This window comes from Bradyrhizobium sp. SZCCHNS3002 (assembly GCF_032377435.1).
Classification (GTDB): domain Bacteria; phylum Pseudomonadota; class Alphaproteobacteria; order Rhizobiales; family Xanthobacteraceae; genus Bradyrhizobium.
Map to the genome: position 1 here is coordinate 1 of NZ_JAUHHY010000009.1, position 18,894 is coordinate 18,894.

15 protein-coding genes are annotated in these 18,894 nt (G+C 66.7%); 7 read left to right on the forward strand and 8 right to left on the reverse strand.

Annotated elements, in window-relative coordinates:
• Nucleotides 1-105: 105 nt before the first annotated feature.
• Complete coding sequence (locus QW845_RS19455) at nt 106-417, reverse strand: hypothetical protein (protein WP_315803173.1); 312 nt, start codon at nt 415-417, stop codon at nt 106-108.
• A 997-nt stretch (nt 418-1,414) separates the two neighbouring features.
• On the opposite strand from QW845_RS19455, the gene QW845_RS19460 reads away from it, so the two are divergent.
• The gene (locus QW845_RS19460; protein ID WP_315803174.1) at nt 1,415-3,385 is read left to right on the forward strand and encodes a hypothetical protein; all 1,971 of its coding nucleotides are present in this window, start codon (nt 1,415-1,417) and stop codon (nt 3,383-3,385) included.
• Nucleotides 3,386-3,515: 130 nt separating this feature from the next.
• On the forward strand, nt 3,516-5,084 hold the full coding sequence (locus QW845_RS19465) for a hypothetical protein (protein WP_315803175.1): 1,569 nt from the start codon (nt 3,516-3,518) through the stop codon (nt 5,082-5,084).
• A 1-nt stretch (nt 5,085) separates the two neighbouring features.
• Here the strand turns inward: QW845_RS19465 and QW845_RS19470 are convergent, their stop codons facing one another.
• The 3 genes from QW845_RS19470 to QW845_RS19480 all read right to left on the reverse strand — a co-directional run bounded on the left by QW845_RS19470 (nt 5,086) and on the right by QW845_RS19480 (nt 8,724).
• The gene (locus tag QW845_RS19470; RefSeq protein WP_315803176.1) at nt 5,086-6,294 is read right to left on the reverse strand and encodes a CoA transferase; all 1,209 of its coding nucleotides are present in this window, start codon (nt 6,292-6,294) and stop codon (nt 5,086-5,088) included.
• A 252-nt stretch (nt 6,295-6,546) separates the two neighbouring features.
• A complete protein-coding gene (locus tag QW845_RS19475) occupies nt 6,547-6,747 on the reverse strand; it encodes a cold-shock protein (protein ID WP_315713975.1) in 201 nt (66 codons plus the stop codon).
• 252 nt (nt 6,748-6,999) lie between these two features.
• The gene (locus tag QW845_RS19480) at nt 7,000-8,724 is read right to left on the reverse strand and encodes an adenylate/guanylate cyclase domain-containing protein (protein ID WP_315803177.1); all 1,725 of its coding nucleotides are present in this window, start codon (nt 8,722-8,724) and stop codon (nt 7,000-7,002) included.
• Nucleotides 8,725-8,950: 226 nt separating this feature from the next.
• On the opposite strand from QW845_RS19480, the gene QW845_RS19485 reads away from it, so the two are divergent.
• Entirely contained in the window at nt 8,951-10,456 is a 1,506-nt protein-coding gene (locus QW845_RS19485) for a glycosyltransferase family 39 protein (protein ID WP_315803178.1), read from the forward strand.
• Between the two features lie 3 nt (nt 10,457-10,459).
• Here the strand turns inward: QW845_RS19485 and QW845_RS19490 are convergent, their stop codons facing one another.
• Entirely contained in the window at nt 10,460-11,488 is a 1,029-nt protein-coding gene (locus QW845_RS19490; protein ID WP_315803179.1) for a TIGR01620 family protein, read from the reverse strand.
• Nucleotides 11,485-12,948, reverse strand: coding sequence for a YcjX family protein (locus tag QW845_RS19495; protein WP_315803180.1), 1,464 nt, complete (start codon nt 12,946-12,948; stop codon nt 11,485-11,487). Before QW845_RS19495 ends, QW845_RS19490 begins: the two co-directional genes overlap by 4 nt.
• A gap of 191 nt (nt 12,949-13,139) precedes the next feature.
• Between QW845_RS19495 and trhA the strand changes: the two genes are divergently transcribed.
• Nucleotides 13,140-13,835 (forward strand): PAQR family membrane homeostasis protein TrhA, encoded by a 696-nt coding sequence (gene trhA, locus QW845_RS19500; protein WP_315759485.1) that lies wholly within the window; start codon nt 13,140-13,142, stop codon nt 13,833-13,835.
• 24 nt (nt 13,836-13,859) lie between these two features.
• Nucleotides 13,860-14,654 (forward strand): SDR family oxidoreductase, encoded by a 795-nt coding sequence (locus QW845_RS19505; RefSeq protein WP_315803181.1) that lies wholly within the window; start codon nt 13,860-13,862, stop codon nt 14,652-14,654.
• Nucleotides 14,655-15,183: 529 nt separating this feature from the next.
• On the opposite strand, the gene QW845_RS19510 is transcribed toward QW845_RS19505, so the two are convergent.
• Nucleotides 15,184-15,420 carry a hypothetical protein gene (locus QW845_RS19510; protein WP_315803182.1) on the reverse strand — a complete coding sequence of 79 codons (237 nt, stop codon included), beginning with the start codon at nt 15,418-15,420 and terminating at the stop codon, nt 15,184-15,186.
• The gene (locus QW845_RS19515) at nt 15,417-15,890 is read right to left on the reverse strand and encodes a MarR family winged helix-turn-helix transcriptional regulator (protein WP_315803183.1); all 474 of its coding nucleotides are present in this window, start codon (nt 15,888-15,890) and stop codon (nt 15,417-15,419) included. Before QW845_RS19515 ends, QW845_RS19510 begins: the two co-directional genes overlap by 4 nt.
• 85 nt (nt 15,891-15,975) lie before the next feature.
• Between QW845_RS19515 and QW845_RS19520 the strand changes: the two genes are divergently transcribed.
• Together QW845_RS19520 and QW845_RS19525 are read left to right on the forward strand one after the other, a co-directional pair.
• Nucleotides 15,976-16,773, forward strand: coding sequence for a glucose 1-dehydrogenase (locus QW845_RS19520; protein WP_315803184.1), 798 nt, complete (start codon nt 15,976-15,978; stop codon nt 16,771-16,773).
• 430 nt (nt 16,774-17,203) lie between these two features.
• Nucleotides 17,204-18,892, forward strand: a complete 1,689-nt coding sequence (locus QW845_RS19525) for an outer membrane beta-barrel protein (protein WP_315803185.1) — start codon at nt 17,204-17,206, stop codon at nt 18,890-18,892.
• Nucleotides 18,893-18,894 lie beyond the last annotated feature (2 nt).

Here is an 18,894-nt window from a genome sequence, read left to right on the forward strand (position 1 = left end):
TTCAAGCAAAACACGATGCGATGACTTTACCCATTGTCACTGAGATTATCGTGTCTCACTTGAGGGGTGCAGTCCAGAGCATTTAATAGCTGCTCAGATCGTAAATTATCTCGTGATGTTCAGGTCGCCGACATCCGGGTCCGCCGGCCGCTCGCCGTCGAAATCGTTGTGAGAGAGGAGGGCACCCAGTCCGAACAGGATCATTCCGCCGATCCATATTAAGCTGGTGGCGGTGAGATAGGCGGACGTGCCGACGCCGACCGATCCGGTAAGGCCCATCAGGCTGCCGCCGTTGAGCAGCAGTCCGATGCTGCCCCATAGCCAAAAGAGCACTGTCAAAACCCCTCGGCCGGCGCCGGGATGGCTCCGGAGCCGAAACGTGCTCTCCCATTTTTTCTTGCCGGACAGTATCCCCATCGCGTCATTCCCCCCAATGCGGAAAATCAACCGCAACGTGTGTGGAAAGACAACCCCCTTCTCAGCGATCGGATGGTGCACTTTAATCGTCTTACCCGAGTGTCCTGCGGGATCAGGATGGTCAATCGCCCCACCGGATTGCGGTGACGCTGCACAAAATGTGCGGTGACAGTGCTGGACTGCACAAATTGGAATCCGTCTACAACGCCTTCACTTCCACCCAGCAAGATGGGCAATTCCCGCAATCCCGTCATGCGCAAACTGCCCGTCGAGCCAGTTTGTCGCACGTTGGCGGCCTTGTCGCGTCGGGCAAATCACGACGATGATCCCGGCCATCCCGCCTGCGATGAAGAGGGACGTTTCGGCCGATCGTCACGAGGCGTAGCAGCGGGGAGCGGTGGCCGTATCGGGCTTGGGGCTTTGCGCAAGCGGGCCGGCGAGCAAGCGCGGTACGGACGGTCAAGTCGTAGGGTCCTGGCATCCCGATGCCGATGCCAAGTTCGCATGCAGGCTTCGCCTCGTGCGGATGACGGTGACCAGAAAGCCCGGCGCACCGGGGAGACTACGAAGCAGCCGTAAAGCCATCGTGCAGGGAAGGCCGGGTCGCTCCGGCTGAACCTGTGGTTCCTGCCCCGTGCAATCTTTCCGCACGGGGGCCACGGGTGCCAGTCGGCACCCGGCCTTCCCTGCGCCCTCCGACCGATGCGGAGGGAATGATGGTCAAAGCTCGGGTGCAATCGCGCCGCGAGAGCGGCTCTGTTTGACTCCGCGTCGACCACGCTGCGCCGCGTGCCAATCGTGCGTGCTGCTGCCGGATGGGGCCCCCAGAGCTGAATATTCGGGCACCGCCCGCCACATCTGCTCCACTTTGTCGGCGCAAATCCGCCCGGTATGAATCCCTAAAACTCAGGTAAGCCCTGCAAAAGTAAGATTTTGGCAATCAATCGAACGCTAACTAAGGTTACCAAGTGCTCAACGTCATGCGGAGACTCTGAACGTGAGCGACCAAAAGCCCGAGCGGGCCAGCCTTGGCGTGGCCGGTACGACTGGCGCGGCCAGTGCGAGCGTCGACCCGGCCCTGACGACATCCGCCTCCCCGGATGCAGTCGATCCGGCGGTGCCCGCGATCGCTGCGGTCGCCCCGCCCATGATCGCGCCGGATCACGAAGCGCCGGCGGCTGATCGTCCGGGCATCGACCCCAAGGCGGCAATCGTGGAAGCGGTGACCGCGCCCGAGCCGCAGCTCGACACCAAGGCCGGACCGGTTGCATTGGACGGCGCCACGACCGACGCCAAGTCTGCGCTCAACAGCCCAGCGCTCAACAGCCCAGCGATCAACAGCTCTGCGATCAATACCGGGATGACGGCCGGCACCGAGATCGGAACGATCAAGCCCGAGCAGGCGAAGATCGAAGTTGTCACGGCCGAGCCGGACAAGATCGAGCCCGCCAAGATCGAGGCGGTGAAGCTGGAGCGCGCCAAGCCCGAGCCTGCGCGGCTCGACCTGGTCAAATCCGACAAGGGCAAGTCCGACAAGGTCAAGCCCGAGCTGACAAAGTCGCAGGCGGCAAGGGGCACGGCGCCGGGCAAGGTCGAAGCCGGAGCGATCCCGAGTGCTGCGAAATCTCCCTCGACGATCCTGGATCTGATCAGGACCGAACCGGTCAAATCGGAGCCGATCAAGGCGGCGGCGGCCGGCGAGCTCCTCAAGGTCGAGACGCCGAAGCTGTCGACGCTCGCGGCCAATGCGCCGAAGGTGGGTCCGATGGCTACGACCTCGCCGAAGCCGGACGCGCCCATCAAGCCGGATGCGCCGATCAAGCCCGTGACTGCCACCAAGACGGAAGCCGTCGTCCGGCCCGAGCCGGCCGTCAAACCGGAGCCGGCTGCCAAGCCGGAGCCCGTTGCCAAGTCGGCATCCGCAGCCAAGCCAGAGGCGTCCGCGCCGCGTCCGGTCACGCCGGTCCAGGCGGTCGCCGGACCGCTGACCAAGGCTGGTGCTCTTGCCGCCGTCGACAAGGCCGCAGCCTGGGCCAGGGCGAAGTTCAAGACCGAGCCGTTCAAGGTCGATGCGGCGCCCAAGCCGGCGGCCGCCGCGACGGCAGCTCGCGCCGCTGGGGCGTCGCCGCCTCCGCAGGCGCAGACCCTTCCGCATGCCGTGATTCCGCATGCCGCGAACGGGAGGCTCGGCCTTCCGGCCATGGCCGCGATCCTGTTGCTGTCGATGGTCGTCGGCGGCGTTGCCGGTGGTCTGGTCACCGCCAAATTCGTCACGCGCTCCGGCGGTGGTGACGTGGCCGATGCGACCGCCGGCGAGGCTGCGGATTCCACGCTTGGCGCGACGGTGGCGCGGATCGACAATGATGTCGCCGCGCTGAAGGCGAGCCTCGACCAGACCAATCAAACCAGCCTCGTCGAGCTCAACAAGTCCGCCGAGCGTCTCGACCGGCTCGAGAAGATCCTGGGTGACCTGTCGACGAAATCGTCGGCCAAGCCGAGCGAGCTGCAGCGTCTGAGCGAGGCCGTGGACCGGCTGCGCGCCGCGCAGGCTTCCGCGACATCGCAGCAGGCGGCGTCACGTGACAGCGCGGCATCCGTGCCGCAGGCGGTGGGCGCGATCAATGCGGCGGCCCCGCCCGCGGGGGTGGCGAGCCGCCAGGAGGCGAACCGCGCCGAGGCAGCCAGGACCGAGGCAGCAAGGGCAGAGGCGAGCCGGACCGAGCCGGCGCGGGCGGAGGCCGCTGCTCGTCCGGAGCCGAACCGCGCGGAGGCCGCCAAGCCCAAGGTCGTCGAGGGCTGGGTGCTGCGCGACGTCGGTCGTGGCGGCGCGCTGATCGAGGGCCGCGGCGGCCTCTACGAGGTCTATGCCGGCGATCCCGTGCCGGGTCTCGGCAAGGTCGACGCGATCCGCAAGCAGGACGGCCGCTGGGTGGTCGTCACCACCAAGGGGCTTGTCGTCTCGCGCTGACCGACCATCTGTTTTGGGAGACGAATCTGACGAGGCGCCTCACCGCGACGTGAGGCGCCTCGTCGCACAATTGTCCGAAGCCGCCCGCCTTTCGGCTATCTTCGAGGGCTAGCAGGCCGTCAGTTGCGCCATGGAATCGAGGAGGCGGATCTTGCGACTGTCGGTATTCGGCCTTGTGATGCTGTGCTGCGCCCCGTTCGCTTACGCGGACGAGAGCGCGCCGATCGAGCGCGGCGCCGCCATCCTCGAGCCGTTCGCGCTGCGTGAGCTCGACAACGGCGCGTTCGGCCTCGGAAAGATGCTCGCGCGCGCGAGCGATGCGCCGCTGACCGACGCGGCATTGTTCGCGCTGCCGTCGATGGCCCCCGTGCGCAAGGCGCTCGAGGCGGAGTTCGACCGCTACGTCGACAAGCACAAGACGACGTTGCCGAACGAGAGCATCGGCGTCGGCACGTCCTACGCGTTCCAGCTGTTCGACCGCACCGTGCTCGATTCGTCCGATGCCCGCTTCGTGCTGGCCGGTGTCGTCAATCGCATGGATCGCGCCTTCGTCGATCCCGACCATTGCGGCGAGGTGCGGCTGCTGTACCGCCTGACGCGGACGACGCCGCCCGAGGCCAAGGACGGCGAGGTCGCCTCGCCGCGGCTGCCGATGACGCTCAACATCGTGCTCAAGGCGCGCAGCGACGCGCAAGCCAAGAGCAACTCCCCGAGCTGCGCCGAGATCGCCAAGCGGTGGCTGGCGACGTCCGATCTGCAACTGACCGGGCCGGAGCTTGCCGCGAAGCTGATGGCGCCGGACGGGCCGCTGGCGCTGATCAGGCCGGAGAACATCCACCGCATCGAGACCAACCTGCAGATCGCGCATGCGCCGAAATCGGCGATCCGCGATTTCCGCACCGACTACATGATGAAGGTGTTCGACTATCAGGCCGCGAGCGGGACGTTCGAGGAGGCGGTGCTGGAGGATCAGGTCGATCGCGACCGGCTGCTTTCGGATGCCGCATTGGCGCGCGAGTTCAAGGCCTGGCTGCTCGACCCCGTCCATCTCGGCGAGCTCGACCGCGGCACCGCGGTGATCCCCGACCAGTTCCTGGCCAAGGTTGCGGTGGCTCCGACCCCGGTCGGCTTCGTCAATTCCGATCTGCTGCCGGCCTACGGGCTGGTGCAGGGGAGCGCGGCCGGGCAGGGCGCGGTGTTCACCGAGTCCGATGTGGTCGGCGCGCTGGAGAAGGCGGCCGCGCAGGGCATCGTGCTGCAGAACATCCAGTCGGTCGCGGGCTTCGAGCGTCGCCTCAACGATTCGAGCTGCGGCGGCTGCCATCAGACCCGCGGCATCGGCGGCTTCCACTTCCCCGGTGTCGACTGGATGGCGGAGAAGCCGTCCAACACCGTGGTGGTGCCGGGCTCGCCGCATTTCTTCGGCGACCAGGTCCGCCGGCGCGACATCCTCAACGCCTTTGCCGAGGGCCGTACGCCGGATTTCTCGCGCGGCTTCGCCAGCCGCCCGCAGCTGCGCGGCAGCGATGAGCTCGCCGGCACGGTCTACAATGACGGCTGGGGCGGGCATTGCTACGCGCGCCACGCTGACGCGACGGACAACGACAAGAGCTTCTCGACCTGGACCTGCGCCGCGAACCTTTCCTGTCAGACCGGGCCGGCGACGCAGTTCGGCATGTGCTTCATCGCGACGCGCTAGCTCAGGCCACTGCGCCGCGCGCGCGCAGGTCGCGGATGGCGTCGTCGTCGAAGCCGGCGTTGCGCAGGATCTCGTCGCTGTGCTGCCCGATGCCGGGCGGCTTGCGCGGTGCGACCTTGCGCTGGCCGTCGATGAAGATCGGGCTGTTGACGGTCAGCATGGTGTCGTTCTCGAACGGCACCAGCACCTCGTTCTCGATCATCTGCCTGTCGTTCGGGATGTCGTCGAGAATGCCGACCACGCCAAACACGAGCCCGCTGCCGTCGAGGATCCGGCGCCATTCGGCCAGCGGCCTGGTCGCGAATACCGCGTCGAACTCATGGATCAGCTCGACCGAGCGGGCGTGGCGATCGGCCTTGGTGATGAAGCGCGGATCGTCGATCAGCTCCTCCCGGCCAAGGCAGCGGGCGAGGATCGGCCACTGCTTCTCCTCATTGAGGAGCGACAGCATGATCCAGCGGCCGTCCTGGCATTTGTAGTGATTGGCGACCGCGTTCAGCGCGCGCTCGCGCGGCCGCCGCTCGACGAAGGTCGCACCGCAAAGCTTGGCCTGAGCGAGCACGGAGGCCGCCCAGACCCCGTTGGCCATCAGGTTGGAGGCGACATGGCAGCCCTTGCCGGTCTTCTCGCGCTGGTAAAGCGCCGTGACGATCGCGCCATAGAACGCCATCGCGCAGGGGTGGTCGCCCATGCCGGCGACGGAGCGGGCGGGTGTCGTGCTCTCGTCGGCACGGACCAGGTCCATCAACCCGGAGCGCGCCCAATAGGCATTGCTGTCGAAGCCCGGTTTGTCGGCTTCCTCGCCCTTCTCGCCATATCCGGTGAACGACGCGTAGATCAGCCGTGGATTGAGCGGCGCGAGCTTGTCGTGGGTGAGGCCGAGCTTGGCGCGGACCGACGGCGGAAAGTTGGTGATGAAGACATCGGCCTCACCGACCAATCTATGCAGGACGGCCTGCGCTTCCGGCTTCGACAGGTCAAGCGCGAGGCTGCGCTTGTTGCGGGCTTCAAGATACCACGCGTAGTTATGCTCGCTGCGCGGATAGCCCGGCAGGTTCGGCAGGTTGCGGTAGGGATCGCCGGCGCCGGGCGGCTCGATCTTGATGACGTCAGCGCCGAAATCGGAAAGCACGGTGGCGGCTGCGGGAGCCGCGATGAAGCTCGCGCAGTCCAGCACCTTCAGGCCATGGAAAATGCCCTTGTCGTCCATGATGCGTCGCTCCCGTCGCTTGTTTCCGCGCGCTGGAATTCTGTTGTCGGCGCGGTTCGAGGCGCATTTGACCCGGGTCGGGCGGGCGAGGCAATGGCGGGGAGGGAGCTGAAACTACAAACAAGCGTAAAGATGTGATCAGGAGCGGGCACCGCTCCTGTCTATTTCGACGTGTCGACAATCATACTGGCTTGGTGAGGGGAACGATCGCGCCGAAAAGCCGCGAGGCGGAATGGCGCGCCAATTGATCCGCTACACTTTCAGGTTCTCGGCCGAACTCCTGCCGCGGTTGGCAATCTCGTCGTACTCGATGGTCTGGCCCTCGTTGAGGGTCGCCAGCCCGGCCTTCTGCACGGCGGAGATGTGAACGAAAATGTCCTTGCCCCCGGCCGCAGGCTGAATGAAGCCATAGCCCTTGGTCGGGTTGAACCACTTGACCGTACCTTTAGCCATACGTCGCCTCCGCGGGATCAATCCAATTCGAACCGGCGGTCCCCGCAAACCGTCAGGCCCGGAATTCGAGAATACTGCGGTTGTGACAGGCGTGATAGCGCAAACAGCGGGCGGTTTTGGCCCGAAATGATCGATATCGTGGCGGCTTTGCGGCTTTTGACCGCAACGCCACCGTTCCGCCCGTAGCCGCGGACCCGCTGCAACCGTTCTCGGTATGACAGCGCAGGCTGCAAACAGGTTCAACGCAACTCGTCATGCAGCCGTCCCTTCGTCCGAGAGCATCGCGAGTTCGGCGGCATCCATGGCCGTCCTGACGCGCATCGGCTCAGCGCGGCCGCGAATCTCGACCTCGCGCTGCGGCAGCACGTCGGCGGCAAGTCGCGCCCGCGCGTAGACCTCGTCCGAGATGATGACCTGGCAGCCGAGGGTCTTCGTCATGTCCTGCAGTCGTGATGCGACGTTGACGGCGTCGCCCAGCGCGGTGAACACCATGTGGTCGCGATAGCCGATCTCGCCCACGATCACCTCGCCGCCGTGAATGCCGATGCCGAAGCGGATCGGGTCATGCAGATCATGGCTGAGGAACGCGTTCAGCTCGGCGATGTTGGCCGCGATGTCGCGCGCCGCCTGGATCGCCTGGCCGCACGCGACATGTGAATCGGTGGCTAGTCCGAACAGCGCGAGCATACCGTCGCCGACGAACTGATTGGGCTGCCCGCCATTCGCCAGCACGGCCTGGGAGACGGCGCTGAGGAAGCGGTTGACGATGAACACGACGTCGAACGGCAGCCGTTTCTCAGCGAGGCCGGTCGATCCGCGCATGTCGACGAACAGGCTGACGAGGTAGCGCTCCTGCCCGATTCCGGCGCGCGAGCTAGTGCGCTCGCCGGGTGTCGGGTTCGGCATGAACAGCTGAAAGAATGAAAGATCGCCGGTGGGGCGCAACTGGCAGGCCAGCCTGACCGACGGGTCGGCCGCGCCGATCTGCGCGAGCACGAAGGCTTCGCGAGGCGAGGGTGGCGGCAGCGCGCCGGGATCTCCGATCACCCTGATGCGGCAGGTCGAGCAGCGCGCGCGGCCGCCGCACATGCTGGCATGCGGTACGTTGTTGCGCAGACTGGCCTCGAGCACCGACAAACCCTTTGGCACCCGGATGGAGCGGCCATTGTTGTAGGATAGCGTGACCATGCCGCCACGTCGCTCATGCACCGCTCGCACGCCGCGCGCGGCGAGCGCCAAGCCGATCAGGCCGCCATAGCCGATCAGGAAGCCGTTCATGATGGTCTCGAGTACTGCCTGCTCCAGGGGCGTGCCCATCTGCCGCGACAGATTCTCGACCCGCCACTGCGGCGCTGCGCTTGCCGCGATGACGTCTCGGCCTCCACGGTAGAAGCCGAGCAGCGCCAGCGCCGGGATCAGCACGGCGCAGGCGAGCAGCCACGGCGCCGCGCGCTTGTAGAACGGCTTGAGCCGCAGCCAGAAGTGCAGCCCGATGCAGCCATGCGCCCATGACGTCAGCAGCGCGGCCGACATCAGCCAGATCCGCCAGGACGGGCCGGTCCAATAGGAGTACAGAACCTGCGGGTACAGCTTCTCTTGTCCGTACAGGGCCTGCCCGATGCGGACGCCGGCGATGTGGCTGAAGATCAACGCGGGGATGCTGAGGCCGAGCAGCAGCTGCAGAGGCTCCATCGTGCTGCGGCTGAATTGCCGGCGCTGATAAAGCGCCCACACGCCGAGCCCGCCATGGGTGAGAGCGGCCGCATAGAACAGCACGGCGATCGGAGGAAACTGCCAGAACGCCACATGATAGGACACGCCCTCGGCGAGGGCCTGCAGCGAGATGTTGCCGAGCGCATGGTTGAGAAAATGGCTGAGCAGGTAGCTGAAGAGGATGAAGCCGCAGATCAGCCGTACCTGCCGCACACCGATGCCGCGCCGGGCGGACTGTAAACGATGGGAAATCGAAATGGTCATGTGGTCCGTATGATCTGGAGCCGCAATGCTAGAGATTTATTCCCTGTTGTCCTAGAGGGCTGATGGCGGTGGTCATCCGGCGGCGCGAGCTGTGCGCGCGAACGTTGACTCGCCCGGCGGAGTCGGGGAAAAGCACCGCGTGACGGCCATTCCCCCAGGCATCGACAGCCCAAAGTTTCGCTCCACGCGCGCTGCGTGGCTGATGGCTGCGGCCGTGATCGCAAGCATGACGATTATCCGTCTCGTCTACGCCGCTGCGCTCGATCTGCGCACCGACGAGGCCTATTACTGGACCTGGTCGAAGGAGCTGCAGCTCTGCTTCCTCGATCATCCGCCCATGATCGCCTGGTTCATCCGGCTGGGCACTGCCCTGTTCGGCGATACCAATCTCGGCGTCCGCTTTGCCGGCATCCTCGCGATGGGCGCGACGCAGCTCCTGCTCGCCGACATCGTTCGCCGCGCCACTCACAATATGCGGGCGGTGATCATCGTGGTGCTGCTGCCAGAGGCCGCGCTCTACTATGGCCTGCTGATGGCCAAGGTGGCCCCGGACGTCGCGGTGATCCCGTTTGCGCTCGCGATGATCTGGGCGCTGGTTCGCCTCGCCGAGAGCGATGACGGCCGCTGGTGGCTCGCTGCCGGCCTGTTCGGCGGACTGGCGCTGTTGTCCAAATTCACGGTGGTCATGCTGCTGCCGGGCGTGGCGGCATTCCTGCTCGTTCCGGCCTGGCGCAGCCGCTGGTTGTTCAGTCCCTATCCATGGTGCGGAGCATTGATTGCGCTGGCCGTGTTCTCGCCGGTGCTGATCTGGAACGTACAGCACGACTGGGCCTCGTTCCGCTTCCAGTTCGTTCGGGCCACCGCGCCGCATGAGTTGTCGTTGCGGACGCTCGGCGATTACATCGGATTGCAGTTCGGACAGGTCGGCTTCGTGCTGCTGCCGGTCACGCTGTCGGCGCTGAGTTTCACGGCCTGGCGCGGCTATCGCACGCGTGAGCCGGTCGCGATCCTGCTGTCGACGGCGGTGCTGGTGCCGTTCCTCTACTTCCTCTGGAAGTCGTTCACCTTGCGGATCGGCGACACCTGGCCGATGTTCATGTGGCCGATCGGGTTTGCGGCGGTCGCGATCAACATCGTCAAGCTGCCGCAGGACGGCGCGCCCGCCTGGTTCGTCCGATCCACCGTGCGCTGGGCGCGCATCGCCGTCGTCAGCGGCATCGCCATGGTGGTCCTGATCTTCCTCTACTACGTCGCCGCACCCTGGAATTTCCTCGGGCGGGCCGATCCGATCGGCGCCGAGGCGGGCTATCAGCAGGTGGCGGCGCGCGCCGAGCAGGAGCTGCAAAAGATCGGCGCGACCTGGATCGCGACCTCCGACTATCGCACCTACGCGATGATGCGGTGGTTCTTTCGCGGCCGCGTGCCGGTGATCCAGATCAACGAGCGTGCCCGCTTCATCGGCTTTCGTGATCCCGGCATGAACCGGATCGCGGGACATGCCGGCCTCTACGTCGTGCGCGAGCCGGACAATGCCGGCCCGCTGCTGGCGGACACGACCGCGCACCGCGAGCCGCTCGGACGCGTCGAGCGGAGCTGGCGCGGCCGCGTCATGGACACCTACGTTTTCGGCAAGTTGACGGGCTGGACGCCCGAACTGGCGCCGCCGCCGGACTCGCCATTGTACCAATGGCGCTGGCTCGCCGGTGAGTTCGATTCCGCGCCGCAGGCCTGAGCCTCATTCCTGCTCCTCCTGCTTGCGCAGGAGATCCTTGGCGAGATCCGCCAGCGCCGGTCGCGGCAGCGCGGCAAACGGCATCGGGCGCGTCACGTCGATGGCCGCGAGGCCGAGCCGCGCCGTGAGCAGTCCGTTGAGCACGCCCTCGCCGAGCCGCTGCGACAGCTTTGCCGCGATGCCATGGCCCAGCACCTGCTGGATCAGGCTGTCGCTCGCGGCCATGCCGCCGGTGATGGCGAGGTGGGCGACGACATGGCGCAACAGGCTGATCATGCCGAGCGCGCCGGGACGGCCGCCATAGAGCCGCGCGAGCTGCCGGATCATCCGCAAGCTTGCCACGAAGACGAACAGCACGTCGATCAGCGCGCGCGGGCTGACAGCCGTGACTACGGAAACCCGTTGCGCCGCGACCGACACCAGGCGCCGTGCCTCGATGTCGAGCGGCGCCATCAGCTCGCGCTCGGCAAGCTTGATCATGTCGCCGCCATCGATGATGTCGTCGGCGTGGCCGGCGAGCGCGGCACGCGGACGCGCCAGCCGGGGATTGGCATGTGCGATCCGCAGCAGCTCGGCGACCACCTCCCGGCTCTCGGCGCGATCGTCGGACAGCAGCACGGCGGCCGCGCGCTGATGCAGCTTCTCGATGGTGGCGAGACGCACCAGGCCGTAGGTCTCTCGGGCAATGACGACCGCCAATGCGATCGCGGCTGCGGCCGCGAATCCCGCGCCGACATAGCCGAGCGCCTCGCTGCGCGCGAACAGATCCTCGATCAGCCGGGTGACGCCGAGGCCGAGGCCGAGCAGGACGAGGCCGGTGACCGAGCCCCAGAAAACGGCGCCCCAGCGAAAGCCGCGCCGTGCCGGCAGCACGGTCTCGACCGGCACCGGCAATTGCGCCGGGTCGGCCTCAGGCGTGATCTGGATGGTGCCCCGGCCGGGCCGGGCGGCGTCCTCGGCATCGACCACGACGACGTCGGGATCATCGAGCCGGAAGGTCTGGGGACGACGAGGCTTGGCGCGTTCGCTCATTGCAGCCGGTCTCCGATCAGGAACTGAAGGGCGCGGTCCATGCGGATATGGGGCAAAGCGGGCTCGCCGCCAGCATCGGGGGCCAGCAAAGGCGGGCGGAAGCGCAGAAAGCGGAAGTCGGTGCCGTCGGCAGCAGCGCTCGACAGGCCGCGGTAGGCGCCGCCCTTGAACAGCTCCTCCGGATCGGCCGGCAGCTCGCCCGGAAACGTCGCCACCTCGGTGTCGCCGTCGAAGATCTCGCCATTGGCGCTTTCGCCGGCGGCCGGCGTGCCGAGCAGCGACGGCAGCTTGTCGCGGCCGCGGGCGACCAGCGCCTCGCGTGTCGCCCTGACGGCGGCCAGCGCCACCACATCGATCGCAGCGCCCGTGCTCTCGGCCCGGGCCACCGCGCGGTTGACGGCGCGCCGCAGCACGGCTTCGAGCCGGTCGTGGCTGGTGTGATGCAGATGGTCGGCCTTGGTCGCCGCGAACAGGATGCGGTCGATATGCGGCCGGAACAGTGCGGTCAGCAGATTGCCGCGTCCGACGCGGAAGCAATCGAGAATGCCGGTCAGCGCCGCCTCGAGATCGTGCAGCGCCTCCGGTCCGGCATTGAACGCGGCCAGCGCGTCGACCAGCACGATCTGGCGGTCGAGCCTGGCGAAATGGTCGCGGAAAAATGGCCTGACAACGATGTCCTTGTAGGACTCGTAGCGGCGCGCCATCATCGCCCACAGCGAGCCGCTCGGTGCCTGGCCGTCGGCCGGCACGTCGAGCGGCGCAAAGGTCAGCGCCGGCGAGCCCGCGAGATTGCCCGGCATCAGGAAGCGTCCGGGCGGCAGCAGGCTCATGGCGAAGCGCTCGTCGCGGCAGGCGCGCAAGTAATCGGTGAACAGCCGCGCGGCCTCGAGCGTCGCCGACTCGTCCTCGCGGCCCTCGGGGGCGAGCGTCGCCAGATGCGCGTGCCAGTCCCTGGCGACATGCGCGCGCGGCTCGCTGCGCGACAGCGCGAGGCTTTCCCGCGCCCATTGCTCATAGCTCTTGTTCAGCAGCGGCAGGTCGAGCAGCCATTCGCCGGGATAGTCGACGATGTCTAGCGTGAGCGTCCGCTCGGCGCCGTTGGCGCGCTGGAATTCGATCACCAGCCTGAGCTCGCTGATGTCGACGGTCGAGCTCGGCCAGCGTCGCTCGGTGACCAGCGCCCGCACGTGGCTCTCATAGGCAAAGCGCGGCACGCCGTCGTCGGGTTGCGGCGTCAGATAGGCGCGGGCGATGCGGCCCGAGGCCAAGGCCTCGAACACCGGCATGCGCCCGCCGCGAACGAGGTCGTGGATCAGCGCCGTGATGAACACGGTCTTACCGGCCCGCGACAGCCCGGTGACGCCAAGGCGGACGGTCGGGTTGAGGAAGCTCTCGCCATAATCGAGCAGGGCACGGGCCGAGAGCCGCGCTTCCTCGACGAGTTCGGAAAAGGTCACCATGGGAGGAGGGGAATTCGCCAGTTGAAAAGGGCGTGAGCGATTGTTGACAGGTGGCGATGCAAAACACCGGATTCAAGCTCACAATTCCGGCCCGTTTCCGGATAGAACCAGACTTTGAACGGAACGTTGACCACTGGAAACCATAATCCTTCCGGCACAATTGTCCCGGAAAACCGGCACCAGGCTCTGACATGACCGTATTTCAACTGAAGCAGTTCGCCTCGACCTCCGTCCATGCCGCCACCGGCGCGATGCGCTGGAACTACGACAAGGTCGAGATGATCGCGGACGGCGTCGTCCACGTCGTCGGCATCGCCGCCGGGCTGGTCGCCGCAACCGTGCTCGTCGTGCTGACCTCGATCTATGCCAGCGCCGTCGACATCGTGGTGGTGTCGATCTATGTCGCGGGACTGCTCTCGATGCTGACGCTGTCGGCAACCTATAATCTGTGGCCGGTGTCGCCGACCAAATGGGTGCTGCGCCGCTTCGACCACTCCGCCATCTACGTGCTCATCGCGGCCACCTATACGCCGTTCATCGCCGCCCTGAAGGACACGGTGTTCTCGGCCGCGCTGCTGCTCGGGGTCTGGGGCGTCGCCATCTTCGGCATCGTTCTGAAGCTGCGCTGGCCGGGCCGCTTCGACGCGCTGTCGATCGGGCTGTATCTCGCGCTCGGCTGGAGCGGCGTCATGATGTACGACCGGGTGATCTCGGTGATGCCGGCCTCGGTCCTGGCCTGCGTGCTCACCGGCGGCATCCTCTACAGCCTCGGCGTCATCTTCCACTCGTGGCGGCGCTTGCGCTTCCAGAACGCGATCTGGCATGGTTTCGTGTTGCTGGGCGCCGGCTTTCATTATACGGCAGTGCTCGACTTGGTCTTGACCTAGAAAATTCCACGAGGAGGGCTTTGCATGAAGGTGACCGGCAAGATTGTTGTGGTCACCGGCGGAGCCCGCGGCATCGGCAAGGCGCTGTGCGAGGCGTTCGCGGCTGCTGGGGCGGCCAAGGTGATCGTGGCCGATCTCGACGAAGCCGGCGCCAAGGCCGTCGCTGATGGCATCGGCGGCGCCGCCTTCAGGTGCGACGTCTCCCAGGAAGCCGACATCCGGCACGTGATCGAGGAAACCGAGCGGCAGTTCGGCCCGATTGCGCTGTTCTGCTCCAATGCCGGCATCGGCGGTGGCTTCGACCCGCTGTCGGTCAATGTCGGCGGCATGTCCGACGAGCCGTGGGCGCGGAGCTGGGCCATTCACGTGATGGCGCATGTCTACGCGGCGCGGCATCTGATCCCGCGCTACAAGGCGCGCGGCGGCGGCTATTTCCTCAACACGATCTCGGCGGCCGGCCTGCTGTCGCAGGTCGGCAGCGCGCCTTATTCGACCACCAAGCACGCCGCGGTGGGATTTGCCGAGAATCTCGCGATCTCGCACAAGGCGGACAACATCAAGGTCTCGATCCTGTGTCCGCAGGGCGTCGACACCGACATGCTGCGCGCGATTCCGAAGGGCCCGCAATCCGGCGACGGCGACCTGACGCCGGAGCAGGTCGCGCAGGACGTGCTGAAGGGCCTTGCCGAAGAGAGCTTCCTGATCCTGCCGCATCCGCAGGTGCTCGGCTACATGCGCAAGAAGACCGAGAACTACGACCGCTGGCTCGGCGGCATGGCGAAGATCCAGGCGAAGGTCCGCGAGGAGTTCGGCAAGTAGGTCCGTGGTCATCGTCGGCCGACGTTGACGGCGAACTGCCTCAACGCCCTCCGCCGTCGTCGTCGCGAATGCGGCGACCCATAACCCCAGGGAGCAGTTCGAGGCACGCGCGTCGACCATCTCGCTCGACGATTTCGGCCGCGGCGTATGGATCCCGGCGTTCGCCGGGATGACGATGGGGAGAGATTGTCTGCACACCATCAGCAGCGGACATGATCAAACATCGCTGGACGTCATTGGGCCTTCTCGCGGCACATCATGCCCGAGCTCTACGGCTGACTTGTCCCTCCGAACAAACGAAGGGCGCAGGGAATGCCGGGTGAGGGCCTCACCCATGGCCCGCCTGCAGAAAAAAATGCAGGCGGCAGGTACCACAGGCAAAGCCGAACACTCCGGCATTCCCTGCGCGACGGTCTTCACGCTTATACGCAGTCTCCCTGGTGCGCCGGGCTTGTTGGCCACCATGCCGCGACAATGCTTGCGCATTGCGCGGGTGATACCAGCGTCGGGGTATCAGGACCCTGCGACTTCACGTCCGCAAGTTGCCGTTCGTCCGCGCGCAAGCACGCTGCGACATCTCGCGGCCATCGCTCCCCGCCTCGCGTGTCGTGACGATCGCGCGCAACGCCCCTTCGTGTGAGGCGGGATGCGCGGAAACATCGTCCTGATTTGCCCGACGGTGCAAGGCCACGTGCTGCGGCATTTCAACACGACGGGCAGTTTCGTCATGACGCGCATGCGCAATCTGCCCGTCGGGCGCGCTCATGGCTCCGACGGCTGCATGTCCTGCTCTGCCGCGCGCCAAGCTTCGAGCGCGCGGGCGTACAGCAACAGGCCCTCGCGCACCGTGCGCTGCTCGGCCTTCGACAGCGACGACAGGGCGCCGCGAACCTGCTGGCGGCCGAAGGCGTGCAGCGCCGCCAGCGTTTTCCGTCCCTTGGTTGTGAGGCAGAGCGGCTTGATGCGGGCGTCGCCGGCATCGATCGTCTCCTGCAACTCGCCGCTGTCGATCAGCTTGCGGACCATGCGGCTGATGCTGGATTTCTCCAGATGCAGGATCGTGCCGAGCTGCATCGCCGTCAGCGGGCCGCGCAGGCCGATCTCCAGGATGGTGTGAACCGCCGACGGCGGAAGGTCGGTGGCGGCCAGCGTCGCTTCCATGAAGCCGAGCTCGCGCACCATCAGGCGCGCGGCGGCGCGGATGTCGTCGACGAGCGTGAGATCCGGGTCGGGCATCTTGACTCCTGCCATATAGTTGTATCATACAACAAATAGACGATGCAACGTGGCATCGACGACGCCGTACAGCGGAGGGTCGGAGATGAGTGATACGCAGCTCACGGCCGGGGCAAGCGCGCCCGCGGCGTCGCGGATGCAGGGGCAGGTCTGCCTCGTCACCGGGGGCGGCTCCGGCATCGGCCGCGCCGCCGCCTTGAAGCTCGCCGCCGGCGGCGCAGAGGCAGTCGTCGTCGCCGGACGGCGCGAGGCCGAGCTGGCCGATACGGCGGCACGATGCCGGGCGCTCGGGGCCGAGGCGCTCGCGGTGAAGGCCGACGTCACGCGCGAGGACGACGTCGCGAACCTCGTGCAGGCCGTGCTGGATCGCTATGGCCGGCTGGATGCGGCGTTCAACAATGCCGGATTCCAGGAGCGCCGGGCGCCGATCGAGCAGCAGGGCGACGGCGTCTATGCGGACGTGTTCGACGCCAATGTGCGCTCGGTGTTCCTGTGCCTGCGCGCGCAGTTGCCGGTCATGTATGCGCAGGGCCGCGGCCGCATCGTGATCAACGCCTCCGTGAGCGGCGTGCGCAATCCGAATGCGGGGCTTGCGCTCTATTCGGCGTCGAAGGCCGCCGTGATTTCGCTGACGCGATCGGCCGCGATGGAGGCGGCGCCGCGCGGCGTCCGGATCAACGCGATCGCGCCCGGACGCGTCGTCACCGACATGATGCTGCGCGCCGGTGTCGGCGACATCGCGACCGTCGCCGCCGGCCTGCCGCTGCGGCGGATGGGGCAGCCCGAGGACATCGCCGAGGCCGTGCTGTGGCTATTGTCGGACGCGTCGTCCTATGTCGTCGGCCACGTCCTGGCGGCCGATGGCGGCTTCCTCGCGTCCTGAATCCGAGAGGCGTCGGCCGTCGCCGACGACGCAGCGCCCGCGATCGCCGCAGCCGTCTCGGACCCTTGATTGTCGTCGAAAGAGGATCATGCCGAGGTCCGAATTTCGCCGGCTTCCGCGCAGCGATCGTCTTCGTTTCAACTAATTAGTTTGGTCTGCGAACGCCAAGACACCGCTGCGCGGCTTCGCGGCGACTCATTGCGAATAGCTCTCAATCTCGCCTGAAATCATCCCGGCTCGGCAAAACTTCCGCCGACGTTTTCCGGCTATCTGCCAGACAAGGGGAGCTCGTCGCGTGCATGCGCTGCGTATTCATTGCGACGGCGCCCTGACCTGACGTCGTCACGTGATATTGGCATACCCCGGCATTGCTTTGCAGGCTCATTCACCACACAAGACCGGCGCGTTCGCGGTGCGGACCAAGCGGCTCATGGTGACGCGATCCCACCGCGGGGTCACGCTCGCGCTCGTCGAGGTGCTGCTGTTGACCGTGATGGTGGTGGACGGCGCGTCCGCGCAGCAGACCATCAAGGCCAAGCCGACGGACGTCGTTCCGGGACGCGCCGACCGGCTGTTCTTCCGTCACGTGACGGCGCGCAGCATCTACTACAACGTTCCGCGGATCACCAACGACAGCCGGACGCTGATGATGCGCCAGGACCCGCGTGGCGTCAGCGCATTGCTGCGTCCGGTGCGCGAGGCCGGTGCGCCGTCGCTGGCCGCGCCGGGCAAGCGCGACGCGGCGGTCGGCAGCTTCGGATTCGCCGCGTTTCAGCCCGCCCGTGGCGCGCGCGTCGCCACGGCCGAGCCGGCGGGAGACGCTCAACGCGCCGCGCCGCAACCCGCCGCACGGCAGATCGCAGCAAAGCCAGCCGCCGAGGCACAGCCGGCCAAGCCGGACGAGACCGTGGCAGCAGCCCAGCCCGCGGCCGTGCTGCGCAACCGCGACGTTCTTCCCGATCGCAATCTGAACACGGTGAAACCGCAACCGGTGACCGCAGATGCGAAGCCCTACGATCCGACGGGTGTGACGGTCGGGTCGTTCCTGGTGAAGCCCGCCGTCGAGATCCAGGCCGGCTACGACACCAATCCGACCCGGCGAAACGGCGGGCAGGGCTCACCGGTCGCCATCGTGGCGACGGAGGTCGCGGTCCGCTCGCAATGGGAGCGGCATCAGCTCAACGCCGATTTCCGCGGCGCCTACACCGAGGACACCAACGTCCGTTCGCTCAGCCATCCGACCTTCGAGGCGCGGGCGCAAGGGCGCTATGACGTCACCGAGGGCACCGCGATCACCGGCGAGGCGCGTTTCGTCAACGATGCATTGGCGCTGCCGGGCGCGCTCAAGCTGCCCCGCGCCACGACGTTCGGCGGCAGCGCCGGCGTGCTGCAGAAGATCGGTCCCGCCGAGATCGCATTCAAGGGATCGGCCGACCGCGTCGTGTTCAACGACGCGCTGATCGTCGCCAACGTGCCGCTGCGGACGCAGGACCGCAACTACACCCAGCCGGGCGCGCAGGTCCGCATCACCTATGCGCTGACGCCGAACATCTCGCCGTTCGTCGACATGAGTTTCGATCGGCGCAACCACGATCTGCAGGTCGACTTCAACGGCCAGCGCCGCGATTCCAGCGGCATCACCGCGCGCGGCGGCGCCGTCGTCAACGTGGGAACGCTGACCGGCGAAGCCTCGGTCGGCTATCTCACGCGCCGCATGGACTCGCCGCTGATGCCGAACATCAACGGCGTGATCGCGGATGCGACGCTCGCCTGGGCCGCGACCGACGCCACCACCTTCGTGCTGGTGGCGCGCTCGCAGGCCTCCGAGACGCCGGCGATGAACGTCTCGGGCATCCTGTCGCGCGACGTGATCCTGCAGATGGATCATCAGTTCGAGCCGTGGCTGATCGGAACGCTGCGCGGCGGCTACGGCCAGGATCAGTTCGTCGGCATCGGCCGCGTCGACCAGCGCATGTTCGTTGCCGCGGGCGGCACCTACAAGATGAACCGCAACGTTCAGCTCAAGAGCGAGGTCCGCACCGAATGGACCCGCTCCAACATCGCGCTGAACAACTTCATGGCGGTGGTCGGCGTCGTCGGCGTGCGATTCCAATATTGAGC